Annotated in this window: 21 protein-coding genes and 1 tRNA gene; 14 read left to right on the top strand and 8 right to left on the bottom strand. The window is 66.6% G+C overall.

The annotated features are described in order from the left end of the window. The first annotated feature begins 5 nt into the window (after positions 1-5). From nrdR to FHS82_RS19195, 10 genes are all read left to right on the top strand, one after another. Entirely contained in the window at positions 6-542 is a 537-nt protein-coding gene (nrdR, locus tag FHS82_RS19240) for a transcriptional regulator NrdR (protein WP_166955977.1), read from the top strand. Further along, entirely contained in the window at positions 526-1,677 is a 1,152-nt protein-coding gene (gene ribD / locus FHS82_RS19235) for a bifunctional diaminohydroxyphosphoribosylaminopyrimidine deaminase/5-amino-6-(5-phosphoribosylamino)uracil reductase RibD (protein ID WP_166955975.1), read from the top strand. The genes nrdR and ribD overlap by 17 nt, the downstream gene beginning before the upstream one ends. Then, positions 1,677-2,330, top strand: coding sequence for a riboflavin synthase (locus tag FHS82_RS19230; protein WP_166955973.1), 654 nt, complete (start codon positions 1,677-1,679; stop codon positions 2,328-2,330). Before ribD ends, FHS82_RS19230 begins: the two co-directional genes overlap by 1 nt. A 47-nt stretch (positions 2,331-2,377) precedes the next feature. Continuing rightward, positions 2,378-2,866, top strand: coding sequence for a 6,7-dimethyl-8-ribityllumazine synthase (ribH, locus tag FHS82_RS19225; RefSeq protein WP_166955971.1), 489 nt, complete (start codon positions 2,378-2,380; stop codon positions 2,864-2,866). After that, a complete protein-coding gene (nusB, locus tag FHS82_RS19220) occupies positions 2,866-3,330 on the top strand; it encodes a transcription antitermination factor NusB (RefSeq protein ID WP_166955970.1) in 465 nt (154 codons plus the stop codon). The genes ribH and nusB overlap by 1 nt, the downstream gene beginning before the upstream one ends. Positions 3,331-3,383: 53 nt before the next feature. After that, positions 3,384-4,415 (top strand): thiamine-phosphate kinase, encoded by a 1,032-nt coding sequence (thiL, locus tag FHS82_RS19215; RefSeq protein ID WP_166955968.1) that lies wholly within the window; start codon positions 3,384-3,386, stop codon positions 4,413-4,415. 184 nt (positions 4,416-4,599) lie between these two features. Further along, entirely contained in the window at positions 4,600-6,723 is a 2,124-nt protein-coding gene (locus FHS82_RS19210; protein ID WP_166955966.1) for a sodium-translocating pyrophosphatase, read from the top strand. A gap of 261 nt (positions 6,724-6,984) precedes the next feature. Continuing rightward, positions 6,985-7,060, top strand: a tRNA-Lys gene (locus tag FHS82_RS19205). Positions 7,061-7,589: 529 nt separating this feature from the next. After that, on the top strand, positions 7,590-8,021 hold the full coding sequence (locus tag FHS82_RS19200; protein ID WP_166955964.1) for a hypothetical protein: 432 nt from the start codon (positions 7,590-7,592) through the stop codon (positions 8,019-8,021). After that, entirely contained in the window at positions 8,014-9,246 is a 1,233-nt protein-coding gene (locus FHS82_RS19195) for an HlyD family secretion protein (RefSeq protein WP_166955962.1), read from the top strand. The genes FHS82_RS19200 and FHS82_RS19195 overlap by 8 nt, the downstream gene beginning before the upstream one ends. A gap of 45 nt (positions 9,247-9,291) precedes the next feature. Here the strand turns inward: FHS82_RS19195 and FHS82_RS19190 are convergent, their stop codons facing one another. From FHS82_RS19190 to FHS82_RS19165, 6 genes are all read right to left on the bottom strand, one after another. After that, a complete protein-coding gene (locus FHS82_RS19190; protein WP_166955960.1) occupies positions 9,292-10,416 on the bottom strand; it encodes a siderophore-interacting protein in 1,125 nt (374 codons plus the stop codon). A 377-nt stretch (positions 10,417-10,793) separates the two neighbouring features. Continuing rightward, positions 10,794-11,261, bottom strand: a complete 468-nt coding sequence (locus FHS82_RS19185; RefSeq protein WP_166955959.1) for a host attachment protein — start codon at positions 11,259-11,261, stop codon at positions 10,794-10,796. Between the two features lie 57 nt (positions 11,262-11,318). Continuing rightward, positions 11,319-11,870 carry an HPF/RaiA family ribosome-associated protein gene (locus tag FHS82_RS19180; protein WP_166955958.1) on the bottom strand — a complete coding sequence of 184 codons (552 nt, stop codon included), beginning with the start codon at positions 11,868-11,870 and terminating at the stop codon, positions 11,319-11,321. Positions 11,871-11,970: 100 nt separating this feature from the next. Next, positions 11,971-12,636: a ceramidase domain-containing protein gene (locus tag FHS82_RS19175; RefSeq protein WP_166955956.1), complete on the bottom strand. Its 666-nt coding sequence runs from the start codon at positions 12,634-12,636 to the stop codon at positions 11,971-11,973. A 57-nt stretch (positions 12,637-12,693) separates the two neighbouring features. Next, on the bottom strand, positions 12,694-14,625 hold the full coding sequence (locus tag FHS82_RS19170; protein ID WP_166955955.1) for an FUSC family protein: 1,932 nt from the start codon (positions 14,623-14,625) through the stop codon (positions 12,694-12,696). Then, on the bottom strand, positions 14,622-15,086 hold the full coding sequence (locus FHS82_RS19165) for a MarR family winged helix-turn-helix transcriptional regulator (RefSeq protein WP_166955954.1): 465 nt from the start codon (positions 15,084-15,086) through the stop codon (positions 14,622-14,624). The genes FHS82_RS19170 and FHS82_RS19165 overlap by 4 nt, the downstream gene beginning before the upstream one ends. 198 nt (positions 15,087-15,284) lie before the next feature. Between FHS82_RS19165 and mprF the strand changes: the two genes are divergently transcribed. From mprF to FHS82_RS19150, 3 genes are all read left to right on the top strand, one after another. Next, entirely contained in the window at positions 15,285-17,903 is a 2,619-nt protein-coding gene (gene mprF / locus FHS82_RS19160; protein WP_166955952.1) for a bifunctional lysylphosphatidylglycerol flippase/synthetase MprF, read from the top strand. A 34-nt stretch (positions 17,904-17,937) separates the two neighbouring features. Beyond that, positions 17,938-19,359, top strand: a complete 1,422-nt coding sequence (locus FHS82_RS19155; RefSeq protein WP_166955950.1) for a virulence factor family protein — start codon at positions 17,938-17,940, stop codon at positions 19,357-19,359. Positions 19,360-19,448: 89 nt separating this feature from the next. After that, entirely contained in the window at positions 19,449-21,164 is a 1,716-nt protein-coding gene (locus tag FHS82_RS19150) for an ATP-binding cassette domain-containing protein (protein ID WP_208394354.1), read from the top strand. A 67-nt stretch (positions 21,165-21,231) separates the two neighbouring features. Here the strand turns inward: FHS82_RS19150 and sigJ are convergent, their stop codons facing one another. Together sigJ and FHS82_RS19140 are read right to left on the bottom strand one after the other, a co-directional pair. Beyond that, the gene (gene sigJ / locus FHS82_RS19145; RefSeq protein WP_166955948.1) at positions 21,232-22,125 is read right to left on the bottom strand and encodes an RNA polymerase sigma factor SigJ; all 894 of its coding nucleotides are present in this window, start codon (positions 22,123-22,125) and stop codon (positions 21,232-21,234) included. Between the two features lie 26 nt (positions 22,126-22,151). After that, positions 22,152-22,583, bottom strand: coding sequence for a carboxymuconolactone decarboxylase family protein (locus tag FHS82_RS19140; RefSeq protein ID WP_166955946.1), 432 nt, complete (start codon positions 22,581-22,583; stop codon positions 22,152-22,154). 58 nt (positions 22,584-22,641) lie between these two features. On the opposite strand from FHS82_RS19140, the gene FHS82_RS19135 reads away from it, so the two are divergent. Next, positions 22,642-22,788: a hypothetical protein gene (locus tag FHS82_RS19135; RefSeq protein ID WP_166955945.1), complete on the top strand. Its 147-nt coding sequence runs from the start codon at positions 22,642-22,644 to the stop codon at positions 22,786-22,788. Position 22,789 lies beyond the last annotated feature (1 nt).

Below are 22,789 nucleotides of genomic sequence, written 5' to 3'. Positions count from 1 at the left end.
CATCCATGCGCTGCCCCTATTGCGGAAGTCTCGATACGCAGGTCAAGGATTCCCGGCCGGCGGAGGACAGCACCGCAATCCGGCGGCGGCGCGTCTGCCCCGATTGCGGCGGCCGCTTCACGACCTTCGAGCGCGTGCAATTGCGTGAGCTGACGGTGATGAAGCGCTCCGGCAAGCGGGAGCCGTTCAACCGCGACAAGCTCGCCCGTTCGGTGATGGTGGCGCTGCGCAAGCGCGCCGTCGATGCCGAGCGGGTCGAGCGCATGATCAGCGGCGTCGTCCGCCAGCTTGAGCAGACGGGCGAGGCCGACGTCACCAGCGAGCAGATCGGCGAACTGGTGATGGAGGGCCTGCGTCAGCTCGACAGCGTTGCCTTCGTCCGCTTCGCGTCCGTCTATCGCAATTTCCGCGAGGCTAGCGATTTCGAGGCCTTCGTCGGTGAACTCGCCGGCTACAAACCGGAGCTTGCAGGAACGGCGGAAGACGCCGATGATGCGCGGGACAGCGCAGGGCAGGCGAAATCCGATGACTTCAAGCGATGACGGAAGGCAAGGCGCCATCGACGGGCGCTTCATGCGCGAGGCGCTGGCGCTGGGCTGGCGCCAACAGGGGCTGACATCGCCCAACCCTTCGGTCGGCTCCGTTATCGTGCGGACGGTGGAGGGCGCGCCGGTCGTCGTGGGGCTCGGCGCGACTCAGGAAGGCGGCCGGCCGCATGGCGAGCCCGTCGCGCTTGCCATGGCCGGCGAGGCGGCACGCGGCGCGACCATGTATGTCTCGCTCGAACCCTGTTCCCACCACGGCCGGGCCGGCCCGTGTTCGGATGCGATCATCGCCGCCGGCATGGCGCGCGTGGTGACGGGCGTCGAGGATCCCGACCCGCGCGTCGCCGGACAGGGCCATGCGCGCATGCGTGCCGCGGGCGTCACGGTGCATACCGGCGTGCTCGCGGACGATGCGTTTCGCATGCATCGCGGGCATATCCTGCGTGTGACGCTGGGGCGGCCGCTGGTGACGCTGAAACTCGCCCGCACGGCGGACGGCTTCGCCGCGCGCGCGGCTGGCGGCAGACTGCTGATCACGGGGGCCGCGGCCAACGATCAGGTGCATCTCATGCGCGTTCACGCGGATGCCATCATGGTGGGCGTCGGCACGGTGCTCGCCGACGATCCGCAACTGACCGTGCGGCTGCCCGGCCTCGATGCGCGCTCGCCGATCCGCGTCGTCCTCGACAGCACCCTGCGCCTCCCGCCCGACGCACGCCTTGTCGCGGGCGCGTCGCAGGTGCCGACATGGGTCGTGACGACCGACGCCGCGCCGGCCGATCGCGAGCAGAAGCTCGCTGCGGCCGGTGTCGTGGTGATCCGCGTCGCGGCGGAGCGGGATGGGCGCGTGTCGTTGCCGGCCGCGCTGGCCGCGCTGGCGCAACGCGGGATCGCGCGGGTATTTTCCGAAGGCGGCCCCGCGCTCGCGGAAGCGCTGGCCGGCGCCGGCCTCATCGACGAGGCGCTGATGCTGACCGGGCCGCAGGCGTTGCCGGCCGGCGAGGGGGGCTCCGGCCTTCGGGCCATCGGCCCCGCGCTCGCGGTCGCGCTCGCCGATCCGGCGCAGTTCAGGCTGCATGAGACAGGCTATTGGGGGCTCGACCGCTTCGAAAAATTCGAAAGGCCATTCTGATGTTTACAGGCATTATTTCAGATGTCGGCGAGATTGTCTCGGTGCAGTCCTTCCAGGGCACGCTGCGTCGTCTGCGCATCAATTCCCGGTTCGATCCCGAAACCATCCAGCTTGGCGCATCCATCGCCTGCGGCGGGCCGTGCCTGACGGTGGTGGCCTTCGGCCCGCGCGAGGGTGGCGCGTGGTTCGAGGTCGACGCCGCCGCCGAAACGCTGGCGCTCACCACGGTGGGCGACTGGCAGGCCGGCACGCGCGTCAATCTGGAGCGGGCGCTGAAGATCGGCGACGAATTGGGCGGCCATCTCGTCTCCGGCCACGTCGACGGCATCGCCGATCTCGTCGCCCGCGACGAGATCACCGAACGGGAGGAGGGCGCGGGCGCGCAGAGCTGGGGCGAGACGGCGCGCTTCACGCTGCGCGCGCCGCGCGAACTCGCGGCCTTCATCGCCGCCAAGGGATCGGTGACGCTCGACGGCACGTCGCTGACCGTCAACACCGTGGAGGACGACCTGTTCACGGTGCTGCTGATTCCGCACACGCTGCAGATCACCACCTGGGGCGAGCGGAGGGCAGGCGACCGCATCAATATCGAGGTCGATCTGATGGCGCGCTATGCGGCGCGGCTTGCGCAGGCGCGGGCGGCGGGTTACTGACAAGGTTGACGCGGCGTCTTTGCGCCAGAAACTGAAGGAGCGTTCAGATGGCACAATCGGTCCGGATCGCTGATGATGATTTCTCCGCCGTTTTCGGCGCGAAGGTTCTGATCGTCGAGGCCCGCTACTACGCGGACATCGCCGACGAGTTGCTGAAGAGCGCGCGCGCCGTGCTTGAGGCCGCCGGCGCGGAAGTCGAGGTGATCACGGTGCCGGGCGCGCTGGAGATTGCTCCCGCCCTCGCCATCGTGCTGGAGGAGGGGCCGGAGGTCGACGCCGCCGTGGCGCTTGGCACTGTCATCCGCGGCGAGACCAGCCACTACGACATCGTGGCGGGCGAAAGCGCGCGGGCGCTGACGGATCTGGGGCTCGAATTCCTGCTGCCCATCGGCAACGGCATTCTCACCGTGGAGAACGAGGAGCAGGCGTGGGCGCGGGCAAGGGTGACGGGCGAGGACAAGGGCGGCTTCGCCGCACGCGCGGCGCTCGCTGTGCTCGGCATCCGGCGCCAGATCGCAAACAGGGTTGAGGATTGATGTCGAAAACGGAAAAGCGCAGCGCGGCGCGGCTCGCCGCCGTGCAGGCGCTGTACCAGATGGAACTGACGGGGGCCGGCGTCCTTGACGCCACCGTCGAGTTCGAGCGCTTCTGGAACGGCAAGGAAATCGAGGGGCTGACGTTCAAGCCGGTCGAGGACGCTTTCTTCCGCGACCTCGTCGCGGGCGTGGTGCGCGAGCAGAAGACGATCGACCGGCGCGTGGACGAGGCGCTGGCGAAGGGCTGGCCGCTGAAGCGAATCGAGACGGTTCTGCGCGCCATCCTGCGCGTGGCCACATTCGAGCTGCTGTTCCGCAAGGACGTGCCGCCGCGCGTGACCATTTCGGAATATGTCGATGTGGCGCGGGCCTTCTATGATGACGACGAACCCGGCCTCGTCAACGCCGTGCTCGACACCCTGGCGCGCAGCGACCGCGCGGAGGAGCTGGCCGCCCGCAACTGATATCCGCGCGGGCACCGGCCACGCGGCCTTTTGCCACTTGGAAGGGGTGCGACATGACGGTTGCCTCGCTGAGCGAAGACGCCCTGATCAGCCAGTTGTTCGCGCCCATCGCCGGGGCAGGTTCGCTCGATCTGCGCGACGACGCCGCGCTGCTGCCGGCGCCGGCAGGCTCTGAACTGGTGCTGACCGTCGATGTCGTGGTCGCGGACGTGCACTTCTTCCGCAACGATCCGCCTGGCACGGTGGCGCGCAAGGCGCTGCGGGTCAACCTGTCCGATCTGGCCGCCAAGGGCGCCGAGCCGCTCGGTTTCCTGCTCGCGCTCTCGCTGCCGAAGGATACGTCGCTCGCCTGGATCACGGCGTTTTCCGAGGGGCTTGGTGCGGACGCGCGGGTCTACGGCTGCCCGTTGCTCGGGGGCGACACCGTGCGCACGCCGGGGCCGCTCACCGTCTCCATCACAGCGCTCGGGCGCGTGCCCACGGGCTATATGGTGCGGCGCACGGGCGCGCGGGCGGGCGATATCCTGGCGGTGACCGGCACCATCGGCGACTCCGCGCTGGGCCTGCGTCTGCGGCTCGCCGAACGTGACGCCGGATCCCCCGCAGGCGAGGGGGCACCGCAGGAAGCCGGCTGGCGCGATGTGCTCACCCCGGCCGAACAGACCCATCTCACACAGCGTTATCTGCTGCCGGAGCCGCGCAATGCAGTGGCTCTCGCCCTGCGCGAACATGCCGGCGGCGCGATGGACGTGTCGGACGGGCTGATCGGCGATGCGCGCAAGTTTCTGCGCGCTTCTGGCGTTTCGGGCGATATCGATCTCGACCGGGTGCCGCTCTCGGCAGCGGTGCACGCGGCCGTGGAGGCAGCGCCGGAGCTGCTGCTCGCGGCGGCGACGGGCGGCGACGACTACGAGGTGCTCTGTTCCGTCGCGCCGGAGCGGTTCGGCGCCTTCCAGCGCCTGTGCGAGGGGGCGAATGTGCCGGTGGCCGCCATCGGCCGCGTCACGGCGGGCGACGCGCCGCTGACGGTGCGCCGGGACGGCGTGGAGATTACTGTCGAACACGGCTCGTTCTCCCATTTCTGAGCCCGGCCGCACCCGGAGCGGCGGGGCCGACGAAAATTCATCCTGCTACAAACCGCCATTTGCCAACGGCGTGTAATTCTGATGCATTGAAAGGAGCGCATGATCCCATGCCGCGCAGGCGTGCGGACGAACCGTGTCGTCCGGGCCCGTCGCGAAAACCTTGGGACGCCAGAGGGGGAACAGTATGCTCGCACTCTCCATCGTTATTGCCGCAGGCGCCTTATCCATCATCTACGGCATCGTCACCGTCCGCGCGGTGATGGCGGCCGACACCGGCACGCAGCGCATGCGCGATATCGCCGACGCGATCCGGGAGGGCGCGCAGGCCTATCTGCGCCGCCAGTACACCACGATCGCGCTCGTCGGCATCGTGCTGTTCGTGCTGCTCGGCTTCGTGCTCGGCTGGATCGTGGCGGGCGGTTTCGCCGCCGGTGCCGTGCTTTCGGGGGCGGCGGGCTTCATCGGCATGAACGTTTCGGTGCGTGCCAACGTGCGCACGGCGCAGGCGGCCACCAACTCGCTGGCTGACGGGCTCGACATCGCCTTCCGCTCTGGTGCGGTCACCGGCCTGCTGGTGGCGGGGCTTGCGCTGCTCGGCGTCGCAGTGTCGTTTGCGGTGCTCGTCCATGGCATCGGCTACGCGCCCGACAGCCGCACGGTCGTCGACGCGCTGGTGGCCCTGGGCTTCGGCGCCTCGCTGATCTCGATCTTCGCCCGTCTGGGCGGCGGCATCTTCACCAAGGGCGCGGACGTCGGCGGCGATCTCGTCGGCAAGGTCGAGGCGGGCATTCCGGAGGACGATCCGCGCAACCCGGCGACCATCGCGGACAACGTGGGCGACAATGTCGGCGATTGCGCTGGCATGGCGGCCGATCTCTTCGAGACCTATGTCGTCTCGATCGTCGCCACCATGGTGCTCGCCATTGTTGCCTTCGCCGGCTCGCCCTCGCTCGGGGCCGTGCTGCTCTATCCGCTGGCGATCGGCGCGGCGTGCATCGTCTCTTCCATCGCGGGCACCTTCTTCGTGCGGCTTGGCGTGACCGAATCCATCATGGGCGCGCTGTACCGCGGTTTCATCGCGACGGGCGTGCTGTCGCTCGCCGCGCTGGCGCTGGTTACCTGGCTGGTGTTCGGCGACCCCACGGCGGCGCTGACCACGGCCGGCGGCGAGACGTTCTCGCCCCTGGCGCTTTTTGGCTGCGGCGTGATCGGTCTGCTGCTGACGGCTGTGATCGTGGTGATCACGGAATACTACACCGGCACGCAATATCGGCCCGTACAATCGATTGCCGCCGCCTCCCGAACGGGGCACGGCACCAACGTCATCCAGGGGCTCGCCGTCTCGCTGGAGGCGACGGCGCTGCCGGCGCTGGCGATCATCGCGGCGATCATCGGCGCGAACGCGCTTGCCGGCCTCTTCGGCATCGCGATCGCGGTGACGGCGATGCTGGCGCTGTGCGGCTTCGTGGTGGCGCTCGACGCCTTCGGCCCAGTGACGGACAATGCCGGCGGCATCGCGGAGATGGCCGGCCTGCCCGCTCGGGTGCGCACGGCGACGGACGCGCTCGACGCGGTGGGCAACACCACCAAGGCAGTGACCAAGGGTTACGCCATCGGCTCGGCCGGGCTCGGCGCGCTGGTGCTTTTCGCCGCCTATACGTCGGACCTCGCCCATTTCACCGCTCATCCAGACCTCTATACTTATTTCGCGGGTGTTACCGTCGATTTCTCGCTGTCGAATCCCTTCGTCGTCGTGGGCCTGCTGTTCGGCGGCCTGTTGCCTTTCGTGTTCGGCGGCTTCGGCATGACGGCGGTCGGGCGCGCGGCCGGCTCGGTGGTGGAGGAGGTGCGCCGTCAGTTCCGCGAGAAGCCGGGCATCATGACGGGCGAATCACGCCCCGACTATGGCCGCGCCGTCGACCTGCTGACGCGGGCGGCGCTTCGGGAAATGATCCTGCCTTCGCTGCTGCCGGTGCTGTCGCCGCTGGTGTGCTTCGGTGTCGTCCTGCTGGTAGCGGGCCGCAGCGATGCCTTCGCGGCCGTGGGCGCGATGCTGCTCGGCGTGATCGTCACCGGCCTGTTCGTCGCCATATCCATGACCTCCGGCGGCGGTGCGTGGGATAACGCCAAGAAATTCATTGAGGAAGGCCACTTCGGCGGCAAGGGCTCAGAAGCCCACAAGGCGGCGGTGACCGGCGACACCGTGGGCGACCCCTACAAGGACACCGCAGGGCCGGCGATCAATCCGATGATCAAGATCACCAACATCGTCGCGCTGCTGCTGCTGGCCGTGCTGGCGCACGGGTGAGACGTCGCCTGTGCACGGACGGCAGAGCACTGTGAGCAGTGGATAAGTTACATATTATTGATATGAAAAGAGAATATCTCCATCCACCGCTGGCTCCAGCGGTGGATGGCCAGTTGAAAGCGCCGGGAGCAGCCAAAAAATAGGAAAATTGCCGGCAAGGTACTGGACAGCACCGCCGCGGTTTGCTAATTCAGCATCCACACGAGGCGCGGTCCTGACGGGCTGCCGCCGGGATGCGGTTTTATCCGCTCCAGTGTCGATGGGCGCATAGCTCAGTTGGTAGAGCAGCTGACTCTTAATCAGCGGGTCCAAGGTTCGAGCCCTTGTGCGCCCACCATCGACAAAGTCTGTTGCATCAGCAGATTTCGTGTCGGCGTACGCCACCTTCTCCTGCGCGAGTTCTTTCAATCAACAAGATCGTTAATCGATGGATGTCGTATCCAGTCGATATGTCGCGTTCTGATGAGCCGTCTGAGCGCAGGGTTGCGGATACGTCATGCGGAGGCATCGGTCGCGCACAGGTTATGCGGTAGGGTCATAAATATCGCAATATGTTTTTATTCACATTAATAAGAATAAATTCATAATATATGAATATTAGCAAGAAATTTTCCTTATAGGGGCCATCTCTCAATTGCCGTCAATTGGCATCTCCTAGCAATCGTGCCTTTTATATGCAATAATATACTGTATTGGGTCGTCGCGTTCCCTGTGCGACACCTGCGAGGAAGCGCCCATGACCGATGATGCTCTCAACATGCCCCCTGCGGCCGAAGTCGCCAGGCACGCAATCAGGCAATCGGAAAAGCCAACGACTGCTCCCTGAAGTATTTCACGCCATACATGCAATATATGGGACGACCGATATGACTGCATCACTCCATCCGGCGGCTCCACATGCTCTGCCTGTTTTCATCGCGCCGCCTGGAGAGACTGATGTCCTCATGGTGGTCATGGCGGTATTTCTGATCCTTGTCGTGCTTGGCGCCGGCACCCTGTTCCTGCGGCTGCATACCATGCCCGAACGTATTGCCCACAGGGGACGCAAGCTCCAGTTCGAGATCGTTGCGGTGCTGGGCTTGCTGGCCCTTTTCACGCATGTGCATCTCTTCTGGGTCATTGGCCTGCTGCTGGCTCTGGTCGATATCCCGGACTTCGCCAGCCCACTCCGCAGGATGGCGGGAGCGCTTGAGAAGATCGCCGGCCTGAAACAGGGCGAGGGCGCGCCGGAGCAGTCGGATGAAAACGCCGATGATTTGCTCGTTGCCGGCGCTTCAAAGGAGCAGTCCCATGTTTGAGCTTCTTCTCTGCTCCTTCCTGACGATTCTTCCGGATTATCTCTACCGCCGCTATGGACAAGGAAAGCGGATCGGCAAGGAAATCACCTTCTACTCGGTATGGTTCGAGTTGCGATGGGGCATCGTCGCATGCCTGATGCTGACAGTAGGGCTGATTACGGTAATTTTCTACAATCACCCATCGACAACGAACGCCACTGCTTTCTTCAGGACTGTTCCGATATTGCCGGAAACAAACGGTCGTGTCGCTGAAATCTATGTGGGCATCACCGACGAGATCAGGCAGGGGCAGCCGATATTCCGGCTCGACAGCTCCAGGCAGGAGGCCGCGGTCGAGCTGGCCAGACGCCAGATCGCCGAGGTCGAGGCCGCGCTGATCGTCTCGCAGGCAGACATCCAGGCAGCCGAGGGCCGGTTGCAGGAGGCGAGGGGCGCCCATCAGCAGACTGTGGACGAACTGGAGGCCAAACAAGAAATTCAGCGCCGCAATCCGGGCGCTGTCGCGACGCGCGATGTCGAGAAGCTTCAGGTCGCCCTCCAGAGCCGTCAAGGCAGCATCAACGCCGCCCTCGCCGCCAAGGCCCAGGCCGAAGCGCGGATCGCCACCCTGCTGCCCGCGCAGAAGGCGAGCGCCGAGGCAGCCCTTGCCCAGGCGCAGGTGGAGTTCGACAAGACCGTCGTCCGGGCCGGTGTGGACGGACGGGTGGAACAGTTCACGCTGCGGGTCGGCGAGATCGTAAATCCTTTCATGCGGCCGGCTGGCGTGCTCATTCCCGAAGGCGCCGGAAGGGGCCGCCTCCAGGCGGGGTTCGGGCAGATCGAGGCGCAAGTCATCAAGCCCGGCATGGTGGCGGAAGCTACCTGCGCATCGAAGCCATGGACGGTCATTCCCATGGTGGTGACGGACGTGCAGGATTTCATCGCCTCCGGTCAGGTCCGCAGCGGCGAGCTATTGATGGACGCTCAGCAATCGAGGCAGCCAGGCACGATCCTGGCCTATCTTGAGCCGCTCTACGAAGGCGGCTTTGACGGTGTGACGCCCGGTAGCAACTGCGTCGCCAACGCCTACACCAGCAATCATGACCTGATCGCTTCGGGCAACGTGGGCACGCTGAAGAAACTGGCTCTTCACGGAGTGGATGCCGTGGGGCTGGTGCACGCCATGCTCCTGCGTATCCAGGCGCTGGTGTTCCCCATCCGGACTCTCGTACTTGGCGGACACTGAGACGCCGGACGACCGGTCGGGACTATTCGTGCGAGTCGGAGGTGGTCAGTCCCGGCGTGTGTCGTCGCCGTTGGCGCCGCGGCGCCAATAGGCGGCAACCTGGTATTTTTCGCGCGGAAGTCCTTCCTCTTTCAACAGGAACTGCTTGATCGCGCGCGTTTGCGCGTGTTCGCAGCCAGTCCACACGAAGGGCGTGTCGCCGCCGTCGCGCAGCCATGGGTGCTGGCGGAGAGCCTTTTCCAGCAGGTCGGTGCCGCCCGCTCCGGCGCCATGCCGGTGCAGCCAGCGCAGATGGAGGCGGGCAGGGCATGGCAGCGCCTGCTCCTCCGATGCATCGGCGACTTCCACGAACGCCGCCACCTCGGCCTCAGCCGGCATCGTCTCCAGCAGCCGGCCGATGGCGGGCAGGGCGGTTTCGTCGCCGAGCAGGATATAGCGCCGCGCCTCGCCGATGGAACCGCCGCCGGGGCCGGTCATGCCCACCACATCGCCGGCCTTTGCGCGCAACGCGAAAGCCGCGCCCGGGGCATGATCGTGGTCCGGATCGCCCTCCGGGCTGGCATGCAGCACCATGTCGACGACGACTTCGCCCTTCTCCGCGTCGATGCTGCGGATAGTGTAGACGCGCGCGGCGGGTTTCGCCGCGCCTTCCGGCCATTGCGGCCGTCCGTCCTCGCCGCTCACCGGCCACTGCGGCGTTTCGGCGCCGGGCGGCGGAAACAGCAGGCGCACGTGCAATCCGCCGTTCGCGAAGCGGCCGAGATCGTGGCCGGCCAGCACGACGCGGCGCATGAGCGGCGTCACGTTGCTCGCGGACAGAACGCGCATCTCGCGGAAATAGGGCAGGGGCTCGCCGGCCTTGCCGTCGCCGCTCCAGCGGATGACCGGCTTCTGCCCGTCGGCAAGCGCCAGGATATGGTCGGCTACGATCAGCTTGAGGAACGACAGCCCGGCCGCGTCGGCGCTATCGATGGCGATTGCCAGCGCGTCGTCGAGCACTTCGGCCTGCGCCGTGCCGTAGTCGGAGGTGAGCCGCGCGCCTCCCTCGAAGCGTTCCACCGGCACGTGCTCCGCCAGATGGGTGCACAACCCGTCGAGTATCGCGCGGGAGTCCTCCAGCAGAATGCGGGTGCTGGCTGTCAGACGGGCAGGATGACGCGCTTCGCTCATGGTCGGTACTCTGTATGTCATTGGCCCGCGCGCCGATTCAGACGCGCAAGGACATCCGGATAAGCTGTTCTTGCTGTATCGGCGTTGATTTGAATAAATATAAATAAATAAAAAAAACACCTTGGCAGCAGCGTTTATTTATCATGGTGCAGCGGAAAGACAAGCGGGCATAAATATTTTAATTATTATAAATTATAATGATTAAAAAGAAATTTTCTCCGATATTATTCCGATATTATAATCCGATCATTGCTCAGTATTCTCGCGACGGATGCAGGTTTTCGTCGAAGGACAGGGGTCGACAAACGGCAACGAAGCCCGATCCGATTCGGGGCGGGCTCCATGGCGCCTTGTTTCGGGCGTGCGTGCCGGTGACTTCAGACGGGGCGGGGACGGCCGATTCCGAGTTCGGCGATTGCTTCCCGCAGTTCCCGGTTCGGCAGTTTGGTCAGATCCTTGGAGATTTCGTTGACGACCGTCTCACGCAGCGCGGCGGGAAGTATACGGCGGATGACGCCGAGCAACCGCGGCTCCGCGATGATGGCGAGCTTGTCGAACTCGTGCGCGGCGTGGCGCCGTTCAAGCTCTTCGAGCAGCGTCGCGGCGAACGCCGCCTCCTGCTCCTGAACGGGATCGGAAGTATATTCCATCGCCGAGCGCCGCACGCCGTGGGACGAAAACGCGCGTCCCGGTTTGTCCGCCATGATCTCGCGCAGTTGCTTGTGATCGATCTCGAAGACGAGGTCTTCCGGCCGTTCCCCGGCCTCGAGGCTCGTTCCGAGATCGCGGACGATGCGCGCGCGTGCGCCGTCTGCTACCAGGACCCAGGTTTTTTCTGCTCTCATGGCTCATACCTCCTGCCGCATCCGCCTCCCCGCTGCAACGCGGGATCGTCCGTGCGATCAGACGAGGGCGATGGCGGAAGCGTATGGCCCCTGTTCGCCCTCATGCTCCGAAAAGCTTACTTCTGCGCCCTCCGCGAGCATCAGCCATTGCTGGTCGGACGTCATGCTCTCGCGGCGGAAGAAAAACTCGCGCCCGTCCTGCCCGGCGATGAAGCCGTAGCCCTCGTCGGAAACGAGCCGCGCGACCTTCCCGCGCAGGGTCTCGGGATGCGCCTTGACACGATGGCCGCTCATCTTGCGGACAATGTCTTCAAGCTGGCGCTGCGCGGAATTGAAGCTGTCGCGAATGGCGACATAGACGTCCTCGTGCGCGTGCTCGTCCTGCTGGGGTCTGCCCGTCACGATTTCCGCCCCCGGCACAGTGAGGTTTACCTGCACGCGGTAGAGTCTGCCCTGCTGGCCGTGCCGGTGCGGCGCTTCGATCAGGACGGCGCATGACGTAATCCGGTCGTGAAAGCGTTCCAGACGGCCGATCCTCTCGCGCACCACTTCTTCCACCGACGGCGAGGGTTCCATTCCGCGGAACCGGATTTGCGGCTCGATCTGCATGGCAGACCTCCGACTGCTCTGCTGAACTGGCTACATTCTGGAACGCCTGCCGCGGCGCGACATTGATTCGCATCAACAACGGCACGGGACGGCGCCCGCATCATGCGGCGGGCGGCGGGAGCCTGTGTCTCAGCGCGACGGCGAGGAGAAGGCCGAGCATCGTCGCGTTGAGCAGGTGCCACAGGAAATGCGTCCCGAGCGGCAGATGAGCGCAGGCCGCGAGATCGACGGAACGGAAAAACAGCGACAACGCAAACACGAGGCCAGCGCTGACGATGAGGCGCGCACCCGGCCGGCCGGACCACGCGAACGCCGCCGCGAAAGCGACAAAGATCAGCACGGCGGGGAGATATTGTGTCGACTGGTTGGTGCGCTCGCCGATTCCGTCCGGCAGCAGCCGCATCACAAGTGCAATGGCAGCGAGGCCGATGGCCAGCACCCCGCCGGTCGCCGGCCATCCGAGGGCGAAGGTGCGCCGCAGCGTGAAGACGACATAGACGGCGACGAAACTCCAGATCGGCAGGACGTCCGCGAGCGCGGACCAGCGGTTGGCGAACGTATGAAACAGGAAGGAGCCGACGCCGATCGCGGCCACCCACAGGCAAAGGATGCGGATCCAGATGTCGGCCCCGTCTGAGCGGGCCCGGTGCAGGGCGACGAGGCCGGCCAGCACGAAGGCGGCGTTGGAAAAGGCGTTGACCGGTTCGGCCCAGAAGCCGGGTCCGGTGCGTTCGCAATAGAGATCGACGGCTTGCATCCAATGCATTCCGAACTCCTCCGGCTCGCCGAACCCGCGAGGTTTTGTCAGGGGCTCGTGACCCTATCACGTGCGGGCGCGCGTGTCCGGCTGCAGGAATGCGGCGCGACTGGACAGTTCCGCCGCAGCCTCGCGCAGCAGGCCCGTGTCCACGGCCGGATTGCCGGCGAGGCTTGCGGCGGTGGCGGCGAGAGCGCGGGCGGCACGGTGTGGATCGCGCCCCACCCGGCGCAGCCGGGCCAGCGTCATGTCAAGCCGCCGCGCGGCTCCCGGCGCCAGCTCCGGTTGCTGGAGAAGGCTGTCCATGTGCAGAATGGCGGAGCCCAGCAACAGGATGGCGAAGCTGCCCTCGACCGCCTCTTCCTTGTCGGAGCCGGTTTTGTCGGCCCAGCGCACCAGCCGCAGCAGGCGGTGGTAAAGCCGCGCGCGCCACACGGGGCGGCGGCGGGAGGCGCCCCGGCGGCCGGCCATGGCCTCGATCTCGCGCACCATCATGGCGACCAGCGTCCGCAACCGCCGTTTGCCGTCGACGGGAAAGATCAGCCGGAAGGCGACCAGCCCGATCGCCGGCCCCAGAACCACGGCGACGCCGGCCATCAGGGAATGCGGAAAGCTGCCGGTCAGCGGCCATACCGGCTGGAGAAGCAGCAGGACGACCATGTTGTAATCGAAGCCGATCGGTCCCGACGCGCGGCGGTGCGCGAAGAGGAAGCCGCCGAAGACGATGAAGGGCATCATCGACAGCACGAGGCCGGTCTCGCCGCCCGCCAGCGGCCAGACGAGCCACCGGCAGGCGAGCGCGCCCGCGACGCCCAGCGCCTGGCCCACGATGACCTGACGCAGGAGCCGGACCGGATTGTCGGCCGTGGAAAACACGGTCGTCATGATGGCCGTGCCCAGCAGCATGAAGGCGCCGGCCTCCCAGTCAGTCGCCAGCCAGATTCCGCCGACGGCGAGAATGGCGAGCATCGTGCGAAGCAGAGCCTGCCGCGCGCCGATCCAGTCGCGGTGCAGGGCCGCCGCGTGCGTTCCGGCCGCCTGCCACGCACCCTCGGCGGCGCGTTCGCGGGCGGCCGCCGTGGTCAGGTCGGCAAGGGCGCCTTGCAGCACGGGATCGAATGCGGCGAGCCCGGCAGCCCGGTGCAGGGCCGCATCGGCGTCCTGCGGCCGACAGGGCTCGTTATAAGCTTCGGCGGCCTCGCGCAGCGCCGCGGCCAGCGGCCCGTTTTCCGTCCGCCGTAGCGGGCGACGCATCCACAGCAGAATGGCGACCTGTGCCAGCAGCAGCCGGCGCACCGCCCGCACGGCCTCGCGCGAGCGCAGCGAGCCGGCCGCGCGGCCGTCCAGCCTGTCTTCTATCGCAGCCATCCCGGAGAGCAGCACGTGATGCGCGGCGTGGTCCGGCGGCGCCTTTCCGGCGAGACAGGCCGCGAGATCCGCGAGAATCCGCCGTGACAGCCGGCGCGGCCCGTGGGTGAGATCGTCCGGATCGTCTCCGGGCGCGGCAAAGACCCAGCCAATGGCGAGCGCCACCAGCAGGCCGAGCAGGACCGTCAGCATGCGGTCGACGCCGACGGCGAGCGGGCTCGCCGATTGTGCGCTGTGCAGCAGCGTCACCATGGCGGCGGAATAGCCCGCCAGCATGGCTCCGTAGGAGGCGAAGCCGCGCAGGATGTTGCCCGCTCCGGCGCACAGGCCTATCCAGAGCGCGAGGCCGGGAACGATCACCCACGGCCAGCCGTGCGACGCCAGCAGCAGGCCCATGCCGAAGATCGCGCCGAGCACGGTGCCGAGCGCCCGGAAAAGGCTTTTCTCGACCAGTTGACCCCGCACCGGCTGCGACGCCGCCCACACGGTCATCGCGGACCATTGCGGATGTTCGAGCCCGAGGAGCCACGCAATGAACAGGGCGCAGCAGGCCGCGATGGCCGTTCGCAGGGTGAAGCCAAGGCGAGCCGCATCGAGCCCGAGCCGTTCCGGAATCGTGGACGCGGTCATGGACGGCCGTCTCCGCCCTCGCGCAGGGTCCTGAGCTGCGTGTCGATCCGGTCGAGCGACGCGATGAGCGCTTCCATCTCCGTATCGTCTATGCCGGCCAGCATCTGCCCTTCGACCGCTGTCAGCACCTGCTGGATTCCTGCCACCGCTTCCTCGCCTGCGCGCGTCAGGAACAGCAGGTTGGAGCGCCGGTCGGACGCATCCTGACGGCGCTCGATCAGGCCCTTGGCGGCGAGGATATCCAGCAGCCGGACGAGGCTCGACCCATCGATGCCGACGCGCACCGCCAGATCCTTCTGGCAGATGCCGCCGCCGGAGCGGCCGATATGGACAAGGGGGCTCCAGGTGGCGTCGGACAGGCCGACGTCGGCCAGGCGGGCATCGAGCGCGGCGCGCCAGCGTCGGGCAACGCCGACAAAGAGCATGCCGAAGCGCTCGCGGGGAGGGGCGGGGTCGTTCATGAGAAGATGCAATTCAAATAATTTGTATTCAAATTATATAGCCGCAATGCTTCCCCGTTGCAATGCCCCCTCGCTGGAAGAGCGTTTCGTGCGCAGCGCAGCGGCCACCCCTGTTGCAACAGGACGCCCACCCCCATGTGAGCGGCCGCGAGTTGTGATATGTAGGCGGCGGCGTTCAACAGGCGGGTCATCATCATCGTGCAAGTGAAGATCGAGGCAGGCGCTCCTGCCGCGCGGCAGGAAGGTGTGCTGGCCGTCGAAAAGAGACGTGCCTTCCTCGTCCGCGCAAAGCCGTTTCTGGTCGCTTTCGCCATCTGCGCGACGCTGGGGCTTTTCGCGGCGCTGATCGCGGAAATCAATCCAGGCGCGGTGATCGCCAGCGCAGCGAAAACGCCCGGCTGGCTGTTCGCTCTCTCGCTCGGCCTCAGCCTCGTCAGCTATGCCGCGCTGATCGGCTACGACCTGTGCGGCCTCCGGGCCGCGACCGAGAAAAGGGTGCCGATGCGGACCGTCGCCTTCGGCTCCTTCACCAGCTATGCCATCGGCCACGCGCTCGGCTTCCCGCTGCTGACGGCGGGTGCCGTGCGCTGGCGTGTGTACGGCCGTGCCGGGCTGTCGCTGGCGGAGGTGGCGAAGCTCACGGCGGTTGCCGGCGTCACCCTTTGGCTCGGCATGGCGGCGGTTCTGGGGCTCGGCGGGGTGATTGCACCACACACGATAGCCGCGTTCGACGGGCTCCCCGCCGCGCTCAACCGGTCCATCGGCGCCGCGCTGCTGCTTGCGCTTGCGGCGCTGGTGATCTGGTGCGGACGCCGCCAGCGTTACTTCGGCCGGAATGAGGCGCGCGTGCGCCTGCCAGGCGGCTGGAGCGCGCTCGGGCAGATCGGCCTCGGGGTCGTGGACGTATCGGCGGCGGCGGCCTCGCTATGGGTGCTGATGCCGCCGGAAACCGGCGCCGCCTTTCCGGCTTTCGCCGTTGTGTTCGCCGCCGCCATCATGTTCTCGGTGGCGAGCCACGCTCCGGCGGGTCTGGGCGCCTTCGAGGTGACGATGCTGCTCGCCTTCCCGCACGTCCCGTCGGAGGAGCTGCTCTCCGCGTTGCTCGTGTGGCGGCTCACCTACACGCTTATTCCCTTCATGGTCGCGGCGGCCATGTTCGGCGCGTACAATGCAAATCTGCACCGTCCCGACAGCAGGGTGATGCGCGCGATGCGGAAGCTGCTGCGGGTCGTTTCGCCCGTCATTCCCGCTTTTCTCGCGCTGCTGACGTTCATGGGCGGCCTTGTCCTGCTGACGTCCGGCGCGCTGCCGGCCGACTATTCGCGTATCCGCGCGTTACGCCATCTCGTGCCGCTGCCTTTCGCCGAGGTGTCGCATCTCGTCGGCAGCGCCGCCGGCGTGGTCCTGCTCGTGCTCTCGCGCGGACTGTTGCGGCGGCTGGAGAGCGCCTGGACGGTGACCATCGTCGTCATGGGCGCCGGCATGGTCGTCTCCCTGATGAAGGGGTTCGACTGGGAGGAGGCGCTGATCCTGGGGTCGGTGGTCGGCCTGCTGTTGCTGTTTCGGTCCTCGTTTTACCGCAAGGCCGGGCTCCTGTCGGAGCCTCTGGAGCCATTCTGGCTGATCGCGGTCGCCCTTGTCATCGGCTTCACGATCTGGCTGGGGTTTACCGCCTTCGAGGACCTGGACTACAGCCGGCAAGCCTGGTGGGAGTTCGATTGGCACGACGACGCCTCGCGCTTTCTGCGCGGCAGCCTCGCGGCGGTAGTCGTCGGCGCCGGCCTGTTGCTGTATGCCATGATCCACGGCGCCAGAGCCCCGCACCGCACCCATCCGCCCCTTCCGGACATGCTGGAAAAGGCATTGACCTTTGCCGACAGGGCCGATGCGCAGCTCGCCTTCCTGGGTGACAAGCAGTTTCTGATGCATCCGGCGGGCGATGCCTTCATCATGTACGCGGTGCGCGGCCGGAGCTGGGTCGCCATGGGCGATCCCGTCGGAAACCCGACGCGCGCTTCCGAGCTGATGTGGCTCTTTTTCGAAGAGGTTGACAGGAACGACGGCTTGCCCGTCTTCTATCAGGTGAGCCCACAGTGCCTGCCGCTCTATCTCGACGGCGGCCTGTCCCTCACCAAGCTGGGCGAGGAGGCGCACGTGGACCTGAAGGCCTTCTCGCTCGACGGGCGCGCGGGACGGGACTGGCGCAACGCCCTGAACCGCGCGGCGCGCGACGGGCTGTCGTTCGCCATCATTCCGGCGGCGGAGGTTCCTTCGCATTTCGCGGAACTCAAGGCGGTGTCCGACGCCTGGCTGGCAGAGCGCGGCTCCCGCGAGAAAGGTTTTTCCATCGGCTTCTGGTCGGAGAGCTATCTGTCGCGCTTCGATATCGCGGTGGTGCGGCGCGAGGGCCGGATTCTGGCCTTCGCCAATCTGTGGTACGGACAGAAGGGCGGCGAGATAACGGTCGACCTCATGCGGCGCCTGCCGGACATGCCGGCGGTGATGGATCTGCTTTTCGTCAGCCTGATGCTGCACGCGAAGACCGGCGGCTACGGCTGGTTCAATCTGGGTATGGCGCCGCTGTCCGGCCTCTCCGGCCACAGGCTGGCGCCGGACTGGCACAAGTTCGCCGCCTTCGTGGCGCGGCATAGCGAGCGGTTCTATGGTTTTCACGGCTTGCGGGCATACAAGGAAAAGTATCATCCCGTATGGGAACCGCGCTATCTTGCAAGTCCCGGGGGGTGGGCCCTGCCGCAGATTCTGCTGGATGTGACGACGCTGGTTTCGGCCGGGCCGAACGGCGCCACGACGGCATGATTTTCCGGCAAACGACAACGAAAGACGGGCGGCGATGAAATCCATTGTGCTGTTTCGCATCCTTGCCAGCCTTGTCGCGGCGGGAATGCTCGCCATTGGCGTGGTGCTCTTCGGCAGCAGCATCCTGTCACATATCCTGCCGCCCCGGTTGACGGTCTCCGAAATCGATACCGCGACCTTCGGCAAGGTCTCCGTCACGCGCCCGGAGGTGGACGTGCGCGGGCTCGCGGTGCTGGTGACGGATGCCGCCAGCGCCTCCGCGCGCGATGACGACGTGCAGGCGCTCGCGCGTGCCGGGCTCATTACCGTGACGCTGGATTTCGACGACGTGCGGGCGCGGCTCGCCGCCGCCCCGGCGGACAACGAATGCCACTACGTCTCGGACGACCTGAAGGACCTTGCCCGCGAGATCGAGAAGGATCTGGGCCTCAGGCGCTATTTCTATCCGATCATCATCGGCCGCGGCGAGGGTGCCGCGTTCGCCTACGTCGCTGCGGCGCAGGCGCCGGTCAATACGCTGGCGGGCGGCATCAGCGTCGGCTTTCAGCCGGTGATCCGCGCGGACAGGACCTATTGCTTCGACACGCCCCTCACTTCCGCCGGCGACGGGCTGTTCGCGCTGCCGCCGCCACGGACCCCGCTGCCGGATGCGTGGCGCGTGATCGCGCCGGAAAGTGACCGCCGCCGAATCGAGGATTTCCAGTCGGCGCTCGACGACGCGCGCTTCATTCCGGCGGGGGACGACGACGCGGTGCGGTCCGCGATCGTCGACAACGCCCTGAAACTGGGAGGCGGAGGAGACCGAGGTGCCTCGGGATTGCCAGTTTCCGTCATCGAGCCGGAAGGGAAGGCCAACGCGCTGGCCATCATTGTTTCCGGCGACGGCGGCTGGCGCGACATAGACAGGGAAATCGGCGAGTGGCTGGCGCAGCGTGGCGTGGCCGTCGTCGGGCTCGACTCCCTGCGCTATTTCTGGGCCAAGCGGGATCCGCGCGAACTGGCCGCCGATCTGGGGCTGCTGTTCGATCATTACGGCCGGGCGTTCGGCGTGAACCGTTATGTGCTGGCCGGCTTCTCCTTCGGCGCGGACGTGATACCGGGTGCCTGGCCCTCCATGACGAAGGCCGTGAAGGACAACGTCGCGCTGGTGTCGCTGCTGTCGCTGGGGCTGACGGCGGATTACGAGGTCACGCTGGAAGGCTTCATCAGCGCGGGCACGTCCTCCGGCGCGCCGATCCCGCCGCTGCTCGCCGGCCTGCCGCTGGACCGCACCCAGTGCATCTACGGCAAGGAAGACGCCGACAGCGGCGATACGTCCTGCACGGCCGCGGAGCTGGGGCCGGCGCAGCGCGTGCCGTTAGAGGGCGGCCATCATTTCGACGGCGATTACGCGCATCTGGCCGAACTGATCTGGCAGCGTCTCCAGCCGGCAGGGCAGGGGGCGGCCGCGCCATGAGGCGGCGGGAAGTTCTTTGTCGCGCCACGGACGGGCGATAAGCTGCGCGTGCAAGTCCGGGTCGCCGATTCCATCTGGAGAAAATCGCCGTGAATGACTGGGGCCTCATCCTGACTCCCGTCCGGCATATCTATGCCCGGTTCTGGCGCACGTCGCGCTGGTATCTCATGGGCATTGCCGTGGTGGTGGCGTTGTCCGCCGTTGGCAATGTCGTGGCGCCGACGTTGTTTTCCCGCCTGATCGACGATCTCGGCGGCGAGACGCCGCCGGCGCTGATGATCGCCTTCTTCATCGGTTATGCCGTGCTGCGCGGCGTCACGACGGCGCTGACCTACGCCCTCAACTACATGTCGCTCATCGCCGCGCAGAACCTCAACTTCATCGCCGGCACCAGTTTCTTCGAGCGCCTGCTGCGCAAGAAGATCGGCTTCTTCATCGACCACAACCCCGTCGAAATCCAGAGCGCGCGGGAGAAGGGCGAGCAGGCGATCTTCATCATCGTCCAGCTCGCGCTGATCGTCTTCCTTCCGGGTGTCATCCAGATTCTGCTCAGCATCGGCGTGCTGGGCGCGGCGATCAATCTGGAGATGGTGGCGATCGTCATCGTCTACGGCGCCATCTTCATCACGCTCACGCATTTCGCCAACCAGTGGACGCGGGCGCTGCTGGACAAGGCCGTCGCCGCCGGCCAGGAAAACGCGAAATACATCGGCAATATCGTCAACGCCATGGAGACGCTGCGCTATTTCGGCGGAGACCGCTGGATCACGGAGACGTTCTCCGCCCGGGCCGGCGAGGCGCGCACCGCGTGGACGCGATGGGCCGGGCGGCGTATCGCGCTCGCCGTGCTGTTCGGCGCGGCGCTCGCCGTGCAGCTCTCCGTCACGTTCCTGCTGCTGCTGCCGCGCTACTACGCGGGCGAACTCACGGTGGGCGGCGTGGTGCTCATCAACATGCTGATGATCCAGCTCAACCAGCCGTTCGAAATGATCGGCTCGGCCATCGACGACGTCGCGAAGGCCTATGCCGGCTGCCTGCCCTTCGCGCGCATGTGGACGGCGGCGGAAGAGCCGGAAACGGAGCACCGCCGCACCCTGCGAATCACGGAAGGGCGGCTGTCGTTCGAGGACGTCGCATTCGCCTACGGGCCGCGTACCATCGTTTCCCATGTCGGCTTCACGGCGGACAGGGGGCGCATCACGTTCCTGACCGGGGAAACGGGTGCGGGCAAGTCGACCGTGTTCAAGCTGGCGCTGAAGGCACTGGAGCCGGAGAGCGGCCGCGTCATGGTGGACGATGTCGACCTCGCCACCGTTTCCCGGCACGACTGGTACGAGGTGGTCGGCGTCGTGCCGCAGGACGTGCTGCTGCTGAACGATACCATCGCCGCGAACATCGCGCTCGGACGTCAGATCGACGAGGAGCGCCTGAGGCGGGCGACCGAGCGGGCTTCGGTGACGGACTTCATCGGCCGCCTGCCGGATGGCCTGCAGACGAAGGTCGGGGAGCGCGGCCTCAAGCTTTCCGGCGGCGAGCGGCAGCGCATCGCCATCGCCCGCGCGCTCTATGCCGATCCGCAGTTCCTGTTCCTGGACGAGGCCAGCTCCGCGCTGGACGAGGCGACGGAAACGGAAATCATGACGGAAATCAGAAGGCTGGCGGACCACATGACGATCGTCGCCATCACCCATCGCCGGGGCGTCATCGCGCCGGACGATCAGGTGATCGAAATCGCGGACGGTACCGCAAGAATCCTGCCGAGGGGAAGCCTCGCCCACTCTCCGCGGGAGGCTGTGCCGCCGTGAGGCATACCGCCGCAAGGCCGCCGCCCGGCGGCCAAGGCGGCTGCCGCGCCGGCAAACGATGGATCGTTCATGAAAGCCGTGTTCCCGTCTCCCGAATAAGCGCGAGCTTGTCGGGGTTGCGCACGATGTAGATGCCCGTCGCGCGATCCTGCGCGTCGCAGGAAAAACTCACCGCCGCGATGAGGCGCCCGTTCTCGAAGAGCAGCACGCCCAGCAGGCCGTTGATGGGGGCGATCCGCCATTCGTAAGTGCGCCACCACTGCGTGAGGCGCGCCGCGACGAAAGCCAGCACCTCGGCCCTGCCGGAAACCGGCTGCCCGATGGCCGCTGCCTTGCCACCGCCGTCCGCCGCGAGCACGATGTCGTCCGACAGGAGAGTGGCGAGCGCGCTCGTGTCGCCGGTCGCCACCGCGTGCTGGAAGGCGGCGAGCAGCCGTTCCTGACGCGCCCGTGGCGCGACATGGCGCGGCTTCTCCTCACCCACGCTTGCCCGCGCCCGCGAGACCAGCTTGCGGCAGGCCGCCTCCTGCATGCCGAGCGCCGCGGCGACGGCATCGTAGTCGAGATCGAAGATATCGTGGAGCAGATAGGCGGCGCGCTCCTTCGGCGTCAACCGTTCGAGAAGAAGCAGGAAGGCGGTCGACAGGCTCGACGCCAGCGCGACGGCGTCCTCCGGCGTTTCGTCGCTGGCAAGCTGGATAGGCTCCGGCAGCCAGACGCCGACATAGTCCGTGCGCACCCGCTGCGCGGAGCTGAGGAGGTTGAGGCAGCGGCGCGTGCAGGCGGTGGTGAGCCAAGCCGCCGGGTTCGCGATAGCAGCGCGGTCGGTGCCGCGCCATTTCAGGAACGTGTCCTGCACCGCATCCTCGGCGTCGGCGTGCGAGCCGAGGATGCGGTACGCCAGCCCCAGAAGGAACGGCCTCTGGCGCTCGAACAGGGCCATGTCATGCGTGTCGTCCATGCCGTTGCCTCCATCCGGGGCATGCTTCAATGCGCGGAAACCTGGAGGCGGTTCCACAGATTGATCATCCCCACCGTCGTCGTGAGGATGCCGATCTCGCTGTCGCTGAAGTGCCGGCGCAACCCGGCGCGCAGCGCGCCGTAGTCGGTCTTGCGGTCGAGGGAGGTAAGCGCCTCCGTCCATGCGAGCGCGGCGCGCTCTTTGGGCGAGAAGTCGTCGACCTGATCCCAGACCACCAGCCGGTCGAGCCGTTCGTTGGTCTCGCCGTCCTCACGCGCTTCCCGCGTGTGCATCTTCACGCAATAAGCGCAGCCGTTGATCTGGGAGGCGCGCAGCAGGACGAGATGATGCACGGTGCGGTCGAAGCCGGTCGCGTCCAGCACCTCGTGGACGTGCAGCAGCGCCTTGAACGCCTCGGGGATGGTCCGGGAATGGTTGACGGGTTCGCTGGTCGTCATAACATGATGCTCCTGTGGGAGGGGTTGACATCCTCATGACCGGCGAGCCCTCCGGTTTGTGACGTCCGGCGCAAGGAAATTCGGCTGCGATGTCACCGCCATCGCACCCGGCAGGCAGGCCCATCCCCTCCGCGATCATCAGATGAACGAGGCGGTGTTTCCCGTCCGCGAGGGCGAAAGCCTGAACGGCAGGGAAGGCGAGTGAT

It is taken from the genome of Pseudochelatococcus lubricantis, assembly GCF_011762225.1.
Classification (GTDB): domain Bacteria; phylum Pseudomonadota; class Alphaproteobacteria; order Rhizobiales; family Beijerinckiaceae; genus Pseudochelatococcus; species Pseudochelatococcus lubricantis.
This window is presented reverse-complemented; position numbering and strand designations above follow the sequence as displayed.